The sequence below is a fragment of the Pseudomonas sp. Q1 genome, from assembly GCF_009935975.1.
Classification (GTDB): Bacteria; Pseudomonadota; Gammaproteobacteria; order Pseudomonadales; family Pseudomonadaceae; genus Aquipseudomonas; species Aquipseudomonas palleroniana.
On sequence record NZ_QODI01000010.1, the window covers coordinates 62,807 to 80,951 of the forward strand.

General features: G+C 58.0%; 14 protein-coding genes and 4 tRNA genes. 4 read left to right on the top strand and 14 right to left on the bottom strand.

The window, feature by feature from the left end; all coding sequences use genetic code 11:
- Positions 1-137 precede the first annotated feature (137 nt).
- Positions 138-2,798: a pyruvate dehydrogenase (acetyl-transferring), homodimeric type gene (gene aceE, locus DK870_RS16995; RefSeq protein ID WP_161549200.1), complete on the top strand. Its 2,661-nt coding sequence runs from the start codon at positions 138-140 to the stop codon at positions 2,796-2,798.
- A gap of 1 nt (position 2,799) precedes the next feature.
- Here the strand turns inward: aceE and DK870_RS17000 are convergent, their stop codons facing one another.
- The 11 genes from DK870_RS17000 to DK870_RS17050 all read right to left on the bottom strand — a co-directional run bounded on the left by DK870_RS17000 (position 2,800) and on the right by DK870_RS17050 (position 13,257).
- A complete protein-coding gene (locus DK870_RS17000; protein ID WP_161549201.1) occupies positions 2,800-3,663 on the bottom strand; it encodes a DUF2242 domain-containing protein in 864 nt (287 codons plus the stop codon).
- A 157-nt stretch (positions 3,664-3,820) separates the two neighbouring features.
- Positions 3,821-5,695 carry a SurA N-terminal domain-containing protein gene (locus DK870_RS17005; RefSeq protein ID WP_060756759.1) on the bottom strand — a complete coding sequence of 625 codons (1,875 nt, stop codon included), beginning with the start codon at positions 5,693-5,695 and terminating at the stop codon, positions 3,821-3,823.
- Between the two features lie 232 nt (positions 5,696-5,927).
- Positions 5,928-6,200: an HU family DNA-binding protein gene (locus tag DK870_RS17010; RefSeq protein WP_060756760.1), complete on the bottom strand. Its 273-nt coding sequence runs from the start codon at positions 6,198-6,200 to the stop codon at positions 5,928-5,930.
- A gap of 148 nt (positions 6,201-6,348) precedes the next feature.
- The gene (gene lon / locus DK870_RS17015; protein WP_060756761.1) at positions 6,349-8,745 is read right to left on the bottom strand and encodes an endopeptidase La; all 2,397 of its coding nucleotides are present in this window, start codon (positions 8,743-8,745) and stop codon (positions 6,349-6,351) included.
- A gap of 200 nt (positions 8,746-8,945) precedes the next feature.
- Complete coding sequence (gene clpX, locus DK870_RS17020; RefSeq protein WP_003238279.1) at positions 8,946-10,229, bottom strand: ATP-dependent Clp protease ATP-binding subunit ClpX; 1,284 nt, start codon at positions 10,227-10,229, stop codon at positions 8,946-8,948.
- A 112-nt stretch (positions 10,230-10,341) separates the two neighbouring features.
- Entirely contained in the window at positions 10,342-10,977 is a 636-nt protein-coding gene (gene clpP, locus DK870_RS17025) for an ATP-dependent Clp endopeptidase proteolytic subunit ClpP (protein ID WP_016974096.1), read from the bottom strand.
- 91 nt (positions 10,978-11,068) lie between these two features.
- Positions 11,069-12,379 (bottom strand): trigger factor, encoded by a 1,311-nt coding sequence (gene tig, locus DK870_RS17030; protein WP_060756762.1) that lies wholly within the window; start codon positions 12,377-12,379, stop codon positions 11,069-11,071.
- Positions 12,380-12,778: 399 nt separating this feature from the next.
- Positions 12,779-12,854 (bottom strand) — tRNA-His (locus DK870_RS17035).
- A gap of 77 nt (positions 12,855-12,931) precedes the next feature.
- A tRNA-Leu gene (locus DK870_RS17040) sits at positions 12,932-13,016 on the bottom strand.
- Between the two features lie 56 nt (positions 13,017-13,072).
- Positions 13,073-13,148, bottom strand: a tRNA-His gene (locus tag DK870_RS17045).
- 32 nt (positions 13,149-13,180) lie between these two features.
- Positions 13,181-13,257 (bottom strand) — tRNA-Arg (locus tag DK870_RS17050).
- A gap of 275 nt (positions 13,258-13,532) precedes the next feature.
- Between DK870_RS17050 and folD the strand changes: the two genes are divergently transcribed.
- Positions 13,533-14,387, top strand: a complete 855-nt coding sequence (gene folD, locus DK870_RS17055) for a bifunctional methylenetetrahydrofolate dehydrogenase/methenyltetrahydrofolate cyclohydrolase FolD (RefSeq protein WP_104994202.1) — start codon at positions 13,533-13,535, stop codon at positions 14,385-14,387.
- A 93-nt stretch (positions 14,388-14,480) separates the two neighbouring features.
- On the opposite strand, the gene DK870_RS17060 is transcribed toward folD, so the two are convergent.
- Positions 14,481-15,179 (bottom strand): alpha/beta hydrolase, encoded by a 699-nt coding sequence (locus DK870_RS17060; protein ID WP_161549202.1) that lies wholly within the window; start codon positions 15,177-15,179, stop codon positions 14,481-14,483.
- Positions 15,180-15,526: 347 nt separating this feature from the next.
- On the opposite strand from DK870_RS17060, the gene pbpG reads away from it, so the two are divergent.
- The gene (gene pbpG / locus DK870_RS17065) at positions 15,527-16,450 is read left to right on the top strand and encodes a D-alanyl-D-alanine endopeptidase (protein WP_060756764.1); all 924 of its coding nucleotides are present in this window, start codon (positions 15,527-15,529) and stop codon (positions 16,448-16,450) included.
- A gap of 182 nt (positions 16,451-16,632) precedes the next feature.
- On the opposite strand, the gene DK870_RS17070 is transcribed toward pbpG, so the two are convergent.
- On the bottom strand, positions 16,633-17,295 hold the full coding sequence (locus tag DK870_RS17070; protein WP_104994203.1) for a peptidase C39 family protein: 663 nt from the start codon (positions 17,293-17,295) through the stop codon (positions 16,633-16,635).
- Positions 17,296-17,504: 209 nt separating this feature from the next.
- On the opposite strand from DK870_RS17070, the gene DK870_RS29365 reads away from it, so the two are divergent.
- Positions 17,505-17,660 carry a hypothetical protein gene (locus tag DK870_RS29365; RefSeq protein ID WP_162843524.1) on the top strand — a complete coding sequence of 52 codons (156 nt, stop codon included), beginning with the start codon at positions 17,505-17,507 and terminating at the stop codon, positions 17,658-17,660.
- Here DK870_RS29365 and DK870_RS17075 read toward each other — a convergent pair.
- Positions 17,657-18,067, bottom strand: coding sequence for a hypothetical protein (locus tag DK870_RS17075; RefSeq protein ID WP_060756766.1), 411 nt, complete (start codon positions 18,065-18,067; stop codon positions 17,657-17,659). The genes DK870_RS29365 and DK870_RS17075 overlap by 4 nt on opposite strands.
- Positions 18,068-18,145: the final 78 nt, after the last annotated feature.

The following is an 18,145-nucleotide window of genomic DNA, read 5'->3' on the forward strand; positions in this document are numbered from 1 at the left end:
ATCCGCGGGAATTTCAAGAAGGTTGCAATAGTAGCCCATCCCGCGCTAGATTTCGCCATGTAGTTGCAATTGCAATTACTTATCGGCACTCCCACAAAGAGCCCGTCATACGAAATCCGCCTACCCTGGAGCCTCACATGACCCAGAACCACGCACTCAGACACGACGATGATCCCCTGGAGACACGCGAGTGGCTGGAGTCCATCGAATCGGTATTGTCCGCCGAAGGCCGCCCGCGCGCGCACTACCTGATCGATCAGTTGCTGGATTTCGACGTAGCGCGCCATGGCGACTTCCACGGGCGGGTCACTACGCCGTACGTCAATACCATCCCGGTAGACCGCCAATTGCCCTACCCCGGCAACCTGGACATCGAACGCCGTACCAACGCTTTTATCCGCTGGAATGCGATGGCGATGGTATTACGTGCGGGCAAACACTCAGGTGTCGGTGGGCATATCGCGACCTATGCGTCAGCTGCCGTACTGTACGACGTAGGGTTTGATCATTTTTTCCGTGGCCGTACCGACAGCGTTGATGGCGACCTGGTGTATATCCAGGGCCACTCCGCCCCAGGCATCTATGGCCGGGCTTACCTCGAAGGCCGCATCAGCGAAGCACAACTCGACAACTTCCGCCGCGAGGCCGGTGGCGAGGGTATCTCGTCCTACCCGCACCCACGGCTGATGCCCGACTTCTGGCAGTTCCCCACCGTGTCCATGGGCCTCGGCCCGATCACCGCGGCTTACCAGGCGCGCTTTATGCGCTACCTGGAACTGCGTGACCTCAAGCAACACCAGGGACGCAAGGTGTGGGCCTTCCTCGGTGATGGCGAAATGGACCAACCGGAATCCTTGGCCGCCCTTTCCATGGCCGGGCGCGAGAAGCTCGACAACCTGATCTTCGTGGTCAATTGCAACCTGCAACGCCTGGACGGCCCGGTGCGCGGCAATGCCAAGGTCATCCAGGAGTTCGAAAGCCTGTACCGTGCCGCCGGTTGGAACGTGATCAAAGTGATCTGGGGCAGTGGTTGGGACGCACTGCTGGAAAAAGACCAGAGCGGCCTGCTGCGCCAGCGCATGATGGAATGTGTGGACGGCGACTATCAGAACTACAAATCCCAGAACGGCGCTTATGTGCGCGAACATTTCTTTGGCAAATACCCGGAGTTGCTGTCGTTGGTTGCGGACATGTCCGACGACGAAATCTGGAAGCTGTCACGGGGCGGGCATGACCCGGAAAAGGTCTATAACGCCTACGCCGCCGCCATGCGTCACAAGGGCCAGCCCACGGTGATCCTGGCGAAAACCGTCAAGGGCTTTGGCATGGGTGAAGCGGGTGAAGGCCAGAACATTAACCATCAATTGAAGAAGATGGGCGCGGATGCGGTACGAGCTTTCCGCGATCGCTTTGGCCTGGACGTCACTGACGATCAACTCGCCGACATTCCCTACCTGAAGCCCGCCGCCGACAGCGTAGAAGCCCGCTACTTCGCCGCACGCCGCCAAGCGTTGGGCGGCTACGTACCGGCGCGCAACAGCGCGGTCGATCCTTTGCAGATTCCCGAACTGTCGGCCTTCGCCACCCAGCTCAAGGACACGGGCGAGCGTGCGATCTCCACCACCATGGCCTTTGTACGCATCCTGGGCACGCTGCTCAAGGACCCACACCTGGGCAAACTGATCGTGCCGATCGTGCCGGACGAGTCGCGTACCTTCGGCATGGAAAGCCTGTTTCGTCAGATTGGCATCCATTCTGCCGTAGGCCAGCTCTATACCCCACAAGACGCAGGGCAACTGAGCTACTACAAGGAAAGCAAGGACGGACAGATCATGCAGGAGGGCCTGAATGAATCCGGCGCCATTTCTTCCTGGATTGCAGCCAGCACGTCCTACAGCAACCATGGCCTGATGACAGTGCCGTTCTATATCTTCTACTCGATGTTCGGCTTCCAGCGCGTCGGCGACCTCGCCTGGGCGGCAGGCGACGCGCGGGCGCGTGGCTTCCTGCTGGGGGCCACGGCCGGCCGCACCACCTTGATGGGCGAAGGCTTGCAGCATGACGATGGGCACAGTCACATCCTGTCGTCGGTGATTCCGTGTTGCGTATCCTACGACCCGACGTTTGCCTACGAGTTGGCGGTAATCATCCGCGAGGGCATGCGGCGTATGTACGTGCAACAGGAGGATATTTACTACTACATCACCCTGCTCAACGAAAACTACCCACACCCGGCCATGCCTGAAGGCGTGGAAGACGGCATTCTCAAGGGCATGTACCGACTCAGTGCCAGCGACCAGGCCCAAGTGCAACTGATGGGCAGTGGCTCAATCCTGCGCGAAGTGATTGCCGCGGCTGAGCTGCTTGAAAAGGACTTCGGCGTGCCAAGCAATGTGTGGAGCGCAACCAGCCTGACTGAATTGCGCCGTAACGGCCATGAGGTGGAGCGCTGGAACCTGCTGCATCCGCAGAGCGAGCCGCGGGTGAGTTACGTCGAGCAATGCCTGGAACGGCAGACGGGGCCGCTGGTGGTAGCAACGGACTATATGAAGCTCCTCGCCGATCAGATCCGCCCTTTCGTCTCCGGCCGACGCTTTGTAGCACTGGGAACGGACGGCTTCGGGCAATCGGATACCCGTGAAACCCTGCGGGCATTCTTTGAAGTGGATCGGCACTTCATCGCGCTGGCGGCCTTGAAGGCACTGGCCGATGACGGCGTCATCGGCCGTGAAAAAGTCAGTGAAGCCATCAGCCGCTACGGGATCAACGTCGACAAGGCCAACCCCGCAGCCGTCTGAGTTACTGCCCAGGCGTCGGCAGGGGTGCAATCACCTCTGTCGGCGGCGGCAGGTCCGGGCGAGTAGGCGCCGGTGCAGGCTCTGCTTGCGGCACAATCGGAGCGGCCTCGACAGGCGGCGTGACAGGCTGAGAGCTAGCAGGCTGCGAGCTGGCAGGCTGAGAACCGGCTGGTTGCGAAACAGCGGGCTGCGAAACGGCTGCCGGTGCAGCGGCCGGCGATGAGGTGGTCGGCGCCTCCTTCGGTGGCTCGACCTTCTCGGTAGCCGGTGCAGCCTTGGGCTCCGGCACCCCCAGCTCGGCTTTCGGCTTCTCAGGGCTACTCTCGGCCGGCTTCGCTTCCTGCGGCAGGAACACGTCCACCAGCGCAAAGTAACGCTCATAGAACTTCGGTGCCGATACGGTCTCACTCGCCACCTTCACCATCGAGTCATCGGTGGAGCCGATCGGCATCGACACCGAGCCCAGCACACCCACACCCAGGCTCGCGGAGTTGTTGACCTTCTTCAGCGCATACCGGTCCTGCAAGGCGTTGGCAAACATCGTCGAGTGATTGTTGCCCTTGCCATCATTGGCACACACCACATTGAAGCTGATCTGCATGTGGGTTTCGCCGGTTTGCTGGAAGCTCTTGTTGCCCACCACCAGTTTGGGATCGCTGCTGGTGATGATGTAGCCCTGGCTCAGCAGCGCCCGCCGCGCCGCCTCGCAGGACGCCGTGGCACTGACCGGATAATCACGGGAAAACGTACCGGAATCGTCGAAGTTCTCATGTTCATAAATAGCGGTCTTGGGCGACGAGCAGCCCGCGGCGCCCGCCAACACAAGCGCCAACCCGAGGCTACGCACGTGAAATGATGTCGACATCGAAAATCCTGAGAAAAACAGTCAGGGCGGTATTGTGCAACAGAACGAGACCTTGGCGCGCATATTCCTGTCGGTAAAACGTCACAGATCTACAGATCAAGCACCATAAAAAAACCCCCGGTCTTTTCAGGCCGGGGGCTTTTCATTCAAACCGTCATCAGAACTTCTTGATGTCAGCCTGGGTTTCCAACTGCTTACGGTACGCCGCAAAGTCTTGCTGGCCGATGCGCGAAGCGAGGAATCGACGGTATTGCGCCTTTTCTTCGTCCGACGGGGCTGCCGCTTCGTTGACGCCGTTCAGGCGCACGATCACCAGGCTGCCATCAGCCAGGGTCACGGTAGTGAACGTCGGCTTGTCCTTGCTCGCAGGCTTGGGCATACGGAACAGGGCTTGCAGCACTGCTGGATCAACAGCCTCGGCGTTACGGGTCGCCGCTTCGGTGACTTTCCAGGCCTGGCCGTCGACCGGTTGGTCCAACGGGGTCTTGCCGTCGCGCAGGCTGGCGATCACTTCGTCAGCGTGAGCCTTGGCCGCCGCGCTGGCGCGCTCCTTGGTCATCTGGGTGCGAATCGCCGCAGCAACACGCTCCAGCGGCAATTGCGCCGGCTTGAGGTGCTCTTTGGCACGCAGCACGATGACGGTTTCCGGGTCCAGCTCGATGGCGGTGCTGTTGGCACCCTCATCCAGCACTTCCGGGCTGAACGCAGCGGTGACCACGGCACGGTTGGCCGCGATACCTTCACCACCCTCACGGCCAAATGGCGCGGAGGTGTGCACGGTCAGCTTCAGGTCGGACGCCGGCTGAGCCAGGTCGGAGGCTTCGAAAGCCGCGTCTTCCAATTGCTTGGTGGCTTCGACAAAACGCTGTTCAACCTGTTGGGTCTTGAGCTCGCGGGTCAGCTTGTCTTTCAGGCTGGCAAACGATGGCACCTGCGGTGCTTCAACGCCCAACAACTTGATCAGGTGCCAACCGAAGGTGGTACGCACCGGGGCCGACACCTGGTCCTTGTTCAAGGCATACAGGGCAGTTTCAAAAGCCGGGTCATAGACGCCAGGGCCGGCGAAACCGAGGTCACCGCCATTGTTGGCCGAACCCGGGTCCTGGGAGAACTCCTTGGCCAGGGCTTCGAACTTCTCGCCCTTGGCCAGGCGCGCCTGGATTTCCTCGAGCTTGGCCTTGGCTTGCGCGTCGGTGGTCTTGTCGTTGACTTCAATCAGAATGTGCGCGGCGCGACGCTGTTCAGCGAGGTTGGCGGTTTCTTTCTGATAGGCAGCCTGCAGTTCATCGTCCTTGACGGTGACCTGGTCGAAGAAGGATGACTTCTTCAGTTCCAGGTAGTCGATGACCACCTGGTCCGGGGTCATGAACTCTTTGGCGTGCTGGTCGTAGTAAGCCTTGACCTCGTCGTCGGTGAGCTTCACCGCCGCAGGGTCGGCCTTGACATTCACGGTGGCGAAATCGCGGGTCTGTTTTTCCAGGCGGGCGAATGCGAGCACTTCGGCGTCGGTCACGAAACCGCTGCCGGCAATACCTGCGCGAACCTGGCCGATGAGCATTTCCTGGGTCAGCATCTGACGGAATTGCATACGGCTGTAGCCCAGCTGACGGATCACCTGGTCAAAGCGTTCGGGGTTGAACTTGCCGTCCACCTGGAATTCCGGCGTCTGCAGGATGACTTGGTCCAAGGCTGCTTCGGAGAAGCCGAACTTGGAATTCGCAGCGCCTTGCAGCAACAGCTTGCGGTCGATCAGCCCTTTGAGGGCCGCATCGCGCAGCAATTTCTCGTCCAGCAGGGAAGCATCGAAATCCTTGCCCAGCTGTTGCATCAGCTGGCGACGTTGCATATCGACGGCCTGGCTCAATTCGGTCTGGGTGATTTCTTCACCGTTGACCTTGGCCACGTCCTGCTTGTTGTTGGTCGAAGCCTGGAAAATGGCTTCGATACCGGTGAACGCCATCAATGCGACGATGATCCCGATAATGGTCTTGGCAATCCAGCCTTGTGAATTGTCCCTGATATTCTGCAGCATGCGTCCCCCAGAAACGGTTGAACTTCAAAATTAGGCAACCGTGGAGCGTGGGTAGAGTCCGGATAGAAGAAAGGCGCATCCGAGGATGCGCCTTCTCGTAACTGGCGGAGCGGACGGGGGTTTGAACCCACACCCCCGGCGTTGCGACCCGATGGATACCTGGGTCGGCTGTGCCGCTCCGCTGCCAGGCCAGACCTGCGTCTGACCCGGATAGGTAAGGCTTGAACGAGGCTTAGTTAACGGCTTCTTTCAGGGCTTTACCGGCTTTGAAACCTGGTTTCTTGGCAGCAGCGATTTGCAGTGCTTTGCCAGTCTGTGGGTTGCGGCCAACGCGAGCTGGGCGGTCAGTCACAGAGAAAGTACCAAAGCCTACCAGCACCACGGAGTCGCCGGCCTTCAGAGCGCCAGTGACGGATTCGATAACTGCGTCCAGCGCACGGCCAGCAGCAGCTTTCGGGATATCAGCGGATGCGGCAACAGCATCAATCAGTTCCGACTTGTTCACTCTAAGTCCCCTTATATATCTATTGAGTATGATTCTAAGTTTTTTGGTGAAAGCAAAAACCAGTGCTGAATGGCCTACAGACACTTAAGAGCCGCTTTATAACAAGGGCTCTAAAAATCTGTCAAGGAAGCCCCCAGGCTAAAACGCATTAATGCGTGCTAATTCTTTCCTTGGAATCAGACTCGCGTTTTTCATCCTTCGCGACAATCTCCGGAGCCACATCCGGCAAGGGCTCCGGCGCGTATTGCAGCGCAATTTGCAGGACCTCGTCAATCCATTTAACGGGTTTAATCTGAAGATCTTGCTTGATATTGTCAGGAATTTCCTTCAAGTCGCGGACATTCTCTTCAGGAATGATCACCGTCTTGATTCCACCCCGGTGCGCGGCCAGCAATTTCTCTTTCAGACCACCGATAGCCAGTACCTGACCACGCAGGGTAATTTCCCCGGTCATGGCCACATCCGCTCGCACCGGAATGCCGGTCAATGCCGACACCAGGGCCGTGCACATGCCTACGCCGGCGCTAGGGCCATCCTTCGGAGTCGCCCCTTCCGGCATGTGGATGTGCGTGTCGTGCTTCTCGTGGAAGTCCAGGGGGATGCCCAGGCTCTTGGCGCGGCTGCGCACCACGGTTTGCGCGGCAGTGATGGATTCAACCATCACATCACCCAGCGAGCCGGTCTTGATCAACTGGCCCTTGCCAGGGATCACCGCCGCTTCAATGGTCAGCAATTCGCCGCCCACCTGGGTCCATGCCAGGCCAGTCACCTGCCCTACCTGGTCCTGCTGCTCAGCCAAGCCATAACGGAATTTGCGCACGCCCAGGAAGTGCTCCAGGGAGTCAGCAGTGACCTTGACGCAGAAGCGTTTTTCCAGCGCATGCTCCTTCACGGCCTTGCGGCAGATCTTCGCGATCTGGCGCTCAAGCCCCCGCACACCGGCCTCGCGGGTGTAATAGCGCACGATGTCGCGGATCGTCTCGACCTCAAATTCGATCTCGCCCTTTTTCAGGCCATTGGCCGAAATCTGCTTGGGCGCGAGGTACTTGACGGCGATGTTGATCTTCTCGTCTTCGGTGTAACCCGGCAGACGAATCACCTCCATCCGGTCCAGCAAGGCTGGCGGAATGTTCATGGAGTTGGAGGTGCACAGGAACATCACGTCGGACAGGTCGTAATCGACCTCCAGGTAATGGTCATTGAAATTATGGTTCTGCTCCGGGTCGAGCACTTCGAGCAAAGCCGATGCCGGATCGCCCCGCATATCGCTGCCCATCTTGTCGATTTCATCGAGCAGGAACAGTGGGTTGCGCACACCGACCTTTGTCATCTTTTGAATCAATCTTCCTGGCATCGAACCGATATAAGTCCGGCGATGACCACGAATTTCCGCCTCATCACGCACACCACCCAGGGCCATGCGCACGAATTTGCGGTTGGTGGCGTTGGCGATGGATTCGGCCAGCGAGGTTTTACCCACACCTGGAGGGCCGACCAGGCACAACACCGGACCACGAATCTTCTTCACGCGCTTTTGCACGGCGAGGTATTCGAGAATGCGTTCTTTGACTTCTTCGAGGCCATAGTGATCGGCGTCGAGGATATCTTCTGCACGAGCCAGGTCCAGGCGCACCTTGGTCTGGGCCTTCCACGGCACCTGCACCAGCCAGTCGATGTAGGAGCGAACCACGGTGGCTTCGGCCGACATCGGAGACATTTGCTTGAGCTTGTTCAGCTCGGCGGTGGCTTTGGCCAGGGCGTCTTTCGGCAGGCCGGCGGCATCGATACGCTTTTTCAGCTCCTCGATTTCGTTGTGGCCTTCCTCGCTGTCGCCAAGCTCCTTCTGAATGGCCTTCATCTGCTCATTCAGGTAGTACTCGCGCTGGCTGCGCTCCATTTGCTTCTTCACGCGACCACGGATGCGCTTCTCAACCTGCAACAGGTCGATTTCGCCATCCAGCAATGCCAGCACATGTTCAACGCGGGCGGCCAGGTCGATGATTTCGAGAATGTCCTGCTTCTGCTCGATCTTCAGCGCCATGTGCGCAGCCATGGTATCGACCAGGCGGCTTGGCTCATCAATGCTGTTGAGGGACGACAGGACTTCAGCCGGGACTTTCTTGCCCAACTGCACATACTGCTCGAACTGCGAGAGCAGGCTGCGTACAAACACTTCGGATTCGCGCTCAGGGGCTTCGACTTCGTCGATCAACGCGACTTCGGCACGCAGGTGACCATCCACCTCCATGAAACGCTCGACCGCGCCACGCTGCTCGCCTTCGACCAGCACCTTGACGGTGCCATCAGGCAGCTTGAGCAGTTGCAGCACGGTGGCAATGGTGCCGACGCGATACAGGGCTTCTTCGCCCGGATCATCATCAGCAGGATTCTTTTGGGCCAACAGCAGGATCTGCTTGTCGCCCGTCATCGCAGCCTCGAGGGCTTCGATAGACTTCTCGCGCCCCACGAACAGCGGGATAACCATGTGCGGATAGACGACGACATCACGCAACGGCAGGAGAGGCAATTCGCTGGTTGTCTTCATGATTTCGCCTCTATGACAGTTGAAAAATAAGCTTGGAGCCAAGATGGGGGCTGCATGCAAAAAAAACAAGCTCAATGCCAGCAGTTAAACGCATGAATACCTATGAATTTAAAAGCCGCCCTGAAAAACCACCCCAAAAGGCACACCAAAAACAAAGGGGCCCCGAAAGGCCCCTTGCTGGTACTGCAGCTGCAAAACGCTTACGCGTCCGGCGCAGCCTTGGCAGTCGGCTCACTGTTTTCGTAGATATACAGTGGCTTGGACTTGCCTTCGATAACGCTTTCGTCGATCACCACTTTACTCACCTCGGACTGCGAGGGGATCTCGTACATGGTGTCGAGCAACACGCCTTCGAGGATCGAACGCAGACCACGTGCACCGGTCTTGCGCTCCAATGCCCGCTTGGCCACTGATTTGAGCGCGTCGGTACGGAACTCGAGGTCCACACCTTCCATCTCGAACAGCTTGGCGTATTGCTTGGTCAGGGCGTTTTTCGGCTCGGTGAGGATCTGAATCAGAGCCGCCTCATCCAACTCGTCCAACGTGGCCAGGACCGGCAGACGGCCGACGAATTCCGGGATCAGACCGAACTTGACCAAATCGTCAGGCTCGACTTCACGCAGGGACTCGCCCACCTTCTTGCCTTCTTCCTTGCTGCGCACTTCCGCACTGAAACCGATGCCACCACGAGTGGAGCGCTGCTGGATGACCTTTTCGAGACCGGAGAACGCACCACCACAGATGAACAGGATGTTGCGCGTATCGACCTGAAGGAATTCCTGCTGCGGGTGCTTGCGACCACCTTGAGGCGGAACGGAAGCCACCGTGCCTTCAATCAGTTTCAACAGGGCCTGCTGCACGCCTTCACCGGAAACATCCCGGGTGATGGACGGGTTGTCCGACTTGCGCGAAATCTTGTCGATTTCGTCGATGTAGACAATACCCATCTGGGCTTTCTCTACGTCGTAGTCGCACTTCTGCAGCAGCTTTTGAATGATGTTCTCGACGTCTTCGCCCACGTAGCCAGCCTCGGTGAGGGTGGTGGCGTCGGCGATGGTGAACGGAACGTTCAACAGGCGAGCGAGGGTTTCGGCAAGCAGGGTTTTACCCGAGCCTGTCGGGCCGATCAGCAAGATGTTGCTCTTGCCGAGTTCGACTTCGTCGCCCTTCTTGTCACGCTGGTTCAAGCGCTTGTAGTGGTTGTACACCGCTACGGCCAGAACCTTCTTTGCACGCTCTTGACCGATTACATACTGGTCAAGGATGCCGCTGATTTCTTTAGGCGAAGGCAATTTATGCGCGCTGCTCTCGGCCTGGGCTTCCTGCACCTCCTCGCGGATGATGTCATTGCACAGGTCGACGCACTCGTCGCAGATAAACACCGAGGGGCCGGCAATCAACTTGCGTACTTCATGCTGGCTTTTGCCGCAGAAGGAGCAATAGAGCAGCTTGCCGTTGTCCTCGCCGTTGCGGGTGTCAGTCATTCGTTCGATCCAAATCCGATAGGCTTGCAACACAAGATGAAGGCTTATGCGGGCTTTTTCAAGCCCGCCGGTGGTCGGACATGCCGACCAGCCCTATTTTGAGCGGCTTATATTAAGCAGGGCGCTTGTCGATCACTGCGTCGATCAGCCCGTATTCACGCGCGGCTTCGGCACTCATGAAATTGTCGCGGTTGGTGTCACGCTCGATTTCTTCGAGGGTGCGCCCGCTGTGCTTGGCCATCAGCGTGTTCAGACGCTCACGAATAAACAGGATTTCCTTGGCGTGGATTTCGATATCCGACGCCTGGCCCTGGAAGCCGCCCAGTGGCTGGTGAATCATCACACGCGAGTTAGGCAGGCAGAAACGCTTGCCCTCGGCACCGGCAGTCAGCAGGAACGCGCCCATGCTGCAGGCCTGGCCGATGCAAGTGGTCGACACGTTCGGCTTGATGAACTGCATGGTGTCGTAGATCGACATGCCCGCCGTCACCGAACCGCCTGGAGAGTTGATGTAGAGATGGATGTCCTTGTCCGGGTTTTCCGCTTCAAGGAACAGCAGTTGCGCACAGATCAGGTTGGCCATGTAGTCCTCTACCGGACCAACCAGAAAGATCACTCGCTCCTTGAGCAGGCGCGAGTAGATGTCGTAGGCGCGTTCGCCACGAGCAGATTGCTCGACAACCATCGGGACCAGGCCGCCGGCGGCCTGGATATCAGAGTTCTGCTGAATATAGGAATTACGGAACATGCTCTGCAGTTACTCCCAAATAGTCATGTCTTGAAAACGCATAAGCCAGCGCGAGGCTGGCTTATGGTTGTATTTCCAACGAGTTGGACAATCAGTCGGCTTGTGCTGCTTCCGCCGGCTTGACTGCTTCTTCGTAAGAGACCGCTTTGTCGGTCACCTTAGCCTTCTGCAGAACAGTATCCACAACTTGTTCTTCCAGCACAACCGAACGTACTTCGTTCAGTTGCTGGTCGTTCTTGTAGTACCAAGCCACGACCTGCTCAGGCTCCTGGTAGGCCGAAGCCATTTCCTGGATCATTTCGCGAACGCGATCTTCGTCAGGCTTGAGGTCGTGTTGCTTGACCACTTCAGCCACGACCAGGCCCAGCACGACACGGCGCTTGGCTTGCTCTTCGAACAGTTCGGCCGGCAGTTGATCAGGCTTGATGTTGCCACCGAACTGCTGAACCGCTTGAACGCGCAGGCGATCCACTTCGTTGGACAGCAGAGCCTTAGGCACTTCGATCGGGTTGGCGGCCAGCAGACCGTCCATGACCTGGTTCTTGACCTTGGACTTGATGGCCTGACGCAGCTCGCGCTCCATGTTCTTGCGAACTTCGGTGCGGAAGCCTTCGATACCGGTTTCCTTGATGCCGAATTGCGCGAAGAACTCTTCGTTCAGCTCTGGCAGCTTAGGCTCGGAAACGCTGTTGACGGTCACGGTGAACTCAGCGGCTTTGCCGGCCAGGTCCAGGTTCTGGTAGTCAGCAGGGAAAGTCAGGTTCAGCACGCGCTCTTCGCCGGCTTTTGCGCCAACCAGGCCGTCTTCGAAACCAGGGATCATGCGGTTGGAACCCAGCACCAGCTGAGTACCCTTGGCGGAGCCGCCAGCGAATGCTTCGCCGTCAACCTTGCCCACGAAATCGATGTTCAGCTGGTCTTCGTTCTGGGCAGCGCGGTCGGCCACTTCGAAACGGGTGTTCTGCTTGCGCAGGATTTCCAGCATGTTGTCCAGGTCGGCATCAGCTACGTCAGCGCTCAGGCGCTCAACGGTGATACCGTCGAAACCGGCCACTTCAAACTCAGGGAACACTTCGAATACGGCAACGTATTCCAGGTCCTTGCCGGCTTCCAGGGACTTAGGCTCGATCGATGGCGAGCCAGCCGGGTTCAGCTTGTGCTCGACAACGGCTTCGTAGAAAGAAGCCTGGATCACGTCACCTACAGCTTCCTGACGCGCATCGGCACCAAAACGACGCTTGATTTCGCTCATTGGCACTTTGCCTGGACGGAAACCAGCGATCTTGGCCTTCTGGGCAGTCTGCTGCAGACGCTTGTTGACCGCAGTCTCGATACGCTCAGCCGGCACGGTGATGCTCAGGCGACGCTCGATAGCAGTAGTATTTTCAACAGAAACTTGCATGGATATTCCTCGTTGCACAGACGTTAGCCGGCCATTTCCGACCCCAATCAAGGGCATGCATTCTAGTGGGTCAAACTCAAGAAGTCACCCTACTGCAAATACGCCCGAAAACAGCCGGCAATTTATCGGTACGAAGGCACTGATGCCCCCCGCCCCGCTGACAAATACAGCCCATCACGCCAGGGCTCTGCGCCGCTCCTTCTATATATAGAGGAAGTCGTCATCCATCTCCCTGACGGCCCACCCCTCAGACGGGGCGGCAGGCAGTGCGGCATCATCGAGATACACAAATACGACGAAACGCCCTGCCCTTGCGACCCACTACCTGCAGTCGCGGAATATTCGAACCGCTGAAACCAAAAAAGGCGCCAGACTGTTAAATCTGGCGCCTTTCGAATATGGGGTGGACGAAGGGGATCGAACCCTCGACAACGGGAGTCACAATCCCGTGCTCTACCAACTGAGCTACGCCCACCATATTGCGTTAACAAAGAAACCAAACCACTTCTTTGTTGAGCCCTACCCTGCTTTTCAACGGGGCCAAGCTTTATTTGGTGCGGATGAAGAGACTCGAACTCTTACGCCTCGCGGCGCTGGAACCTAAATCCAGTGTGTCTACCAATTCCACCACATCCGCGCTTGAAGCTCTTAAAGCAAAGGCGCCAGATGATTAATCTGGCGCCCTTCTAAATATGGGGTGGACGAAGGGGATCGAACCCTCGACAACGGGAGTCACAATCCCGTGCTCTACCAACTGAGCTACGCCCACCATATAGCGCTACTTGTGCCAAAGCTGCCTAATGGCGCACCCGGCAGGACTCGAACCTGCGACCATCCGCTTAGAAGGCGGATGCTCTATCCAGCTGAGCTACGGGCGCCTTATTAATCTGTACTCTTGGAGGATTACAAACTAAGTGCTTCCAGCCTTGCAGAACAACTATTCTGCTCGACCTTCTTAACCAGTGCTAGGCTGTGCCCGACAAGTGCGACGAATAGTATAGAGGGCGTTGATACCCGTCAAATCTTTTTTGAAAAAAACTGATTTTATTTAAGGGGTTAGGGCAATTTGCAGACCAAGCGCCTTTGCCCTCACGTCATGGCGTGCGAGAATGCGCGCACTTTTCTTCCCCCTCTCGATGGTTAATCACGCGTAATGACTGCACAACTTATCGACGGCAAATCAATCGCCGCCAGCCTGCGCCAGCAGATCGCCAAACGCGTCACCGAGCGCAGCCAGCAAGGTCTGCGCACGCCCGGCCTCGCGGTGATCCTGGTCGGCAGCGATCCTGCCTCTCAGGTTTATGTCTCGCACAAGCGTAAAGACTGTGAAGAGGTCGGCTTTATTTCCAAGGCCTACGACCTGCCTTCCGAGACCACCCAGCAGGAGCTGACCGACCTGATCGACACGCTCAACGACGACCCGGCCATCGACGGCGTCCTGCTTCAACTGCCATTGCCCGAGCATCTGGATGCCTCCAAGTTGCTCGAACGCATCCGCCCGGACAAAGACGTCGACGGCTTCCATCCTTATAACGTCGGCCGCCTCGCACAACGCATCCCGCTGCTGCGCCCCTGCACCCCCAAAGGCATCATGACCCTGCTGGAAAGCACCGGTGTCGACCTGTACGGCCTCGATGCCGTGGTCGTCGGCGCGTCCAACATCGTCGGCCGCCCAATGGCCATGGAACTGCTGCTGGCCGGCTGCACCGTGACCGTCACCCACCGCTTCACCAAGGACCTTGCCGGCCACGTCGGCCGTGCCGACCTGGTGGTGGTCGCCGCCGGCAAGCCGGGGCTGGTCAAAGGTGAGTGGATCAAGGAAGGCGCCATCGTGATCGACGTCGGCATCAACCGTCAGGAAGATGGCAAGCTGGTCGGTGATGTGGTCTACGAGACCGCCCTGCCCCGCGCCGGCTGGATCACTCCAGTGCCAGGCGGTGTCGGCCCGATGACTCGTGCCTGCTTGCTGGAAAATACGCTGTACGCAGCAGAAACCCTGCACGCCTGATAACGAGCCGTGCTGAAAAAGCCCTGTTTTATCTCAGGGCTTTTTATTTCCTTTCAGAAACGATGAAAAAGAATTCTCACCACCCCCCCAAGATCAGGCGTTAGATGCAGCTACTGCAGCCTCATCAATAAACGCAGCAATCTCGATGGGTCTGGTTGCCAGCGAAGCGTGGCTGGTCGCTAAGGTGATCGTGTTCCGGGGAACGATTCGTGCAGCCATCAATTTCTGATTTTCAGGATGAATCATTCGATCTTCGCTGGACACTTGATACCAGGACGGTTTCTTCCTCCAAGCAGGCGCAGTGACGCTGTCGCCAAAGGTGCTGGCCAGCGGTGCCTTTTGAGTGACCGCCATCACCAGAGCCTCGTTGGCAGGCAAATCCTGGCAAAAGCTCTCATGGAATTTTCCCTGCTTGATCCACAGGTATCCGTCACTGTCAGGCTCAAGGTTTGCAGCTGCCTGGGGCAGATTACGCTGGGTAATCTCGCCAGGACTCTCACCAGCATCGGGGGCGAATGCCGCAATGTAGACAAGCCCGACGACATTCGGCTGGTCACCCGCCTCGGAAATCACCGCGCCGCCGTAGGAATGCCCTACGAGCAGAACAGGTCCCTTTTGCTGGGCAATCATTTTTCGCGTTCGCTCAGCGTCGTCGGCAAGTGACGTCAGAGGCATCTCTACTGCCTGTATGGACGTATAACCCTTGCGACTCAACTCAACAATTACTTTGCTCCAGTGTGCCGCACCACCCCAAAACCCGTGCACCAGTACTATAGTCGGCTTGTTACTCATTGTTGAAACCCCGCCCGTCAGTGACGATCAGTGAGAAAAACTCAAAGCGCCAAAATATAGTCAGGCCTTACCATACTAACTTCAGCGGCCTGACCTAAGACGTTTTATTGGCGCATCCAGACAGCTTAAGCGCACTATTGCATACAAAAAAGATACCGGTTAGACCGTAAAAAAACTCGCGACCAACGGCAAGTACATAATCGGTACAACCCCTGCCAATCATCGGCTTACAGCCTTTATTTAAAGCTCTCTATCGTTTTCTGATCCATACTCCTAAAATGTAACGGCATTTATCATAAAACCCGTTCTCGAACGGTATTTCCTTACTTTTTAGCGAGTTCACCCGCGTGAAAATTCGTCTCTCTATTGTCAGCCTATTTTTTGCATTTACAGGCACCTTCGCGCACGCAGCCGAAACCACCCAGGCGCCGCGTGATACTTCCAAACTGCAAATCGCCTCCGGCAGCGCCATGCTGGTCGACTTACAGACCAACAAAGTCATCTATTCCAGCAACCCCGACGTGGTGGTACCCATCGCCTCCGTGAGTAAATTGATGACCGGCCTGGTGGTGCTGGAAGCCAAGCAGAACATGGACGAATACATCGACATCAACATCAAGGACACGCCGGAAATGAAAGGCGTGTTCTCCCGTGTGAAAATCGGCAGCGAAATGCCGCGTAAAGAAATGCTGCTGATTGCCCTGATGTCCTCGGAAAACCGCGCAGCTGCCAGCCTGGCTCACCACTACCCGGGCGGCTACCCCGCGTTTATCGCGGCAATGAACGCCAAGGCCAAGGCGCTGGGCATGACCAGCACCCACTATGTGGAACCCACCGGCCTGTCGATTCACAACGTGTCCACCGCCCGTGACTTGAGCAAGCTGCTGGCCTATGCACGCAAGTTTCCAATGCTCAGCCAGCTCAGCACCACTAAAGAAAAGACCGTGTCGTTCCGCAAACCCAACTACACCTTGGGCTTCTCCAACACCGACCACCTGATCAACCGCGCCAACTGGGATATCAAGCTGACCAAGACTGGCTTTACCAACCAGGCCGGCCACTGCCTGGTGCTGGTGACGAGCATGGGCAACCGCCCGGTTTCATTGGTGATCCTGGACGCCTTCGGCAAATTCACCCACTTCGCCGATGCCGGTCGTATTCGCAACTGGGTCGAGACCGGCAAGAGCACGTCGGTGCCGGACGTCGCGTTGCGCTACAAGGCCGACAAAAACCTGAAGAACCGCCCGATTGCCGCAGAGGTGCGCCGCTAAGCACCCCCGGTAACCACAACCGAACTCTTGTAGTGAGCGGGCTCGCCCCGCGCTGGGTGGCGCAGCCGCCCCAACAAGAACGCCGCGGTGTTTCAGGAATACCGAGGTGACCGGATTTGGGGCGGCTGCGCCGCCCAGCGCGGGGCAAGCCCGCTCACTACACTCGCGCCTTGGGCGCGGTTTTATTTGCGCTCCGCCAGCACCTTGAGCGCCTGCGCCGCCGCCCTCTCCTGCCCAGCCTGCGCCGTGGCGTTGGCCGCATCGCGCCAGCGCTGTGCGTCCACATTGGCGGGCAACTGGCTCGGACGCTGGGTCAGGATGGCCCAGTGACCGGCGCTCTTCCACGCTGACTCAAAGTCGCTGAAGCTCATCGACAGCCGTCGTTCCATGCCCGAGCGCAGCAACACCGTGCTCTTTTGCTGATTGAACCCCACCACCACGACATAGCGGGTGCCCGACCAGAAACTCGGGTTGAGCCGCGCCATCACCGGGTAACCCGCGGCGACCTGCGCCAGCACCGCCGTCAGTTGGCTGTCCAGCGGATACACCATCAGCCCGTATTCGCGAGCCAGCACCTGCATGTTGCGCTCAAGGTCTGCCTCCGCGCCGGGTAGATGCAGTGGCTTATCCAGTAAGCCAGGTGTCATGACAATGCCTTGTTGCGACAGCATGCTGGCCAAAGCACTGGGGCCACTCAGGTAGGCCTCGCTGCGAAAGGTCGGCACACCATTGAGTTCGACGCGCTCCGGCAGGCCCGGCAGTTTCGACGGCTGCCCGGAACACGCCGCAAGCCCCAAGGTACATGCCAGCAACAGGGTGGTTTTAACGTTCGACCGTAACCGCAATTTTTTACTCTCTTGATCAACTGCCGGTGAGGCTCCAGATCATAGGGTGCTCTGCTACGTCGGTATAGCCTTGAGTCTCAGTAAAACGCCGGGGATAGAGCAAACAAGTTGGACAGACTCGACCATTGGTCAATAGCAGGCAACCGCCCGATAGCTAGACTGTCCATAAAGAAGTGTGTGTGTGCCCCAAGGGGCGAAAGGAGGCCAGAATGAGCCTTGCTACAACGATTTTCCTGTTGATCTGCGGTTGGCTGGCTGTCGCCAGTGCCATGTTGTGGGGCGTGATGCGCGTAACCCGTCGCCATCATCACCCCCACGTCAAACCCGCCAAGCCACCAGAGGCGTCGGCGGCACGTCACGCTTAGCCTGGCATGCAATTGAAGTCCTGGGTCGCGGCAACTTCCTTGCCGTGACCATCCTTGAGCACCGCGCGCACGGTAGTGCCGAGGCTCGACTCCACCAGGGTGTAATGCTCACCCGCCTTGAAGTGCTTGTACTCGACCCGCCCCTGGCAGTCCTGCTGGTTGTCGTCGCCTGGCTCTTCTTCAAACAGGGTCACATCCAGGCGATGGTCGCCTGGCGGTACTTCAAAAAAACGCCCGTCATCCACGCGCTTGCCGTCGACGCGTTCGGCCATCAGGTCATTCGGGGCTTCTTCTTTCAAACCGATCCACGCCTCGCTTGGGTCCGCCTTGGGGATCGGGCCGGCACACGCCGACAACAGCAGCACAGCACCGAGGGCAGGAATCAAAAGCAAAGGTTTAAGTGACATGGCAGGGCTCCATAGGACATGAGTAAAAAGACGAGGCGAAATGTGTCGCCGCCGATAGATGACAAGCTTGGGGAGCGG

Excerpts from the sequence above, each read along its gene's own strand:
- aceE (WP_161549200.1), top strand. The coding sequence starts at position 138 with ATGACCCAGAACCACGCACTCAGACACGACGATGATCCCCTGGAGACA.
- lon (WP_060756761.1), bottom strand. The coding sequence starts at position 8,745 with ATGAAGACAACCAGCGAATTGCCTCTCCTGCCGTTGCGTGATGTCGTC.
- folD (WP_104994202.1), top strand. The coding sequence starts at position 13,533 with ATGACTGCACAACTTATCGACGGCAAATCAATCGCCGCCAGCCTGCGC.
- clpP (WP_016974096.1), bottom strand. The coding sequence starts at position 10,977 with ATGTTCCGTAATTCCTATATTCAGCAGAACTCTGATATCCAGGCCGCC.
- tig (WP_060756762.1), bottom strand. The coding sequence starts at position 12,379 with ATGCAAGTTTCTGTTGAAAATACTACTGCTATCGAGCGTCGCCTGAGC.
- clpX (WP_003238279.1), bottom strand. The coding sequence starts at position 10,229 with ATGACTGACACCCGCAACGGCGAGGACAACGGCAAGCTGCTCTATTGC.
- DK870_RS17005 (WP_060756759.1), bottom strand. The coding sequence starts at position 5,695 with ATGCTGCAGAATATCAGGGACAATTCACAAGGCTGGATTGCCAAGACC.
- DK870_RS29365 (WP_162843524.1), top strand. The coding sequence starts at position 17,505 with ATGAGCCTTGCTACAACGATTTTCCTGTTGATCTGCGGTTGGCTGGCT.
- DK870_RS17060 (WP_161549202.1), bottom strand. The coding sequence starts at position 15,179 with ATGAGTAACAAGCCGACTATAGTACTGGTGCACGGGTTTTGGGGTGGT.
- DK870_RS17075 (WP_060756766.1), bottom strand. The coding sequence starts at position 18,067 with ATGTCACTTAAACCTTTGCTTTTGATTCCTGCCCTCGGTGCTGTGCTG.
- DK870_RS17000 (WP_161549201.1), bottom strand. The coding sequence starts at position 3,663 with ATGTCGACATCATTTCACGTGCGTAGCCTCGGGTTGGCGCTTGTGTTG.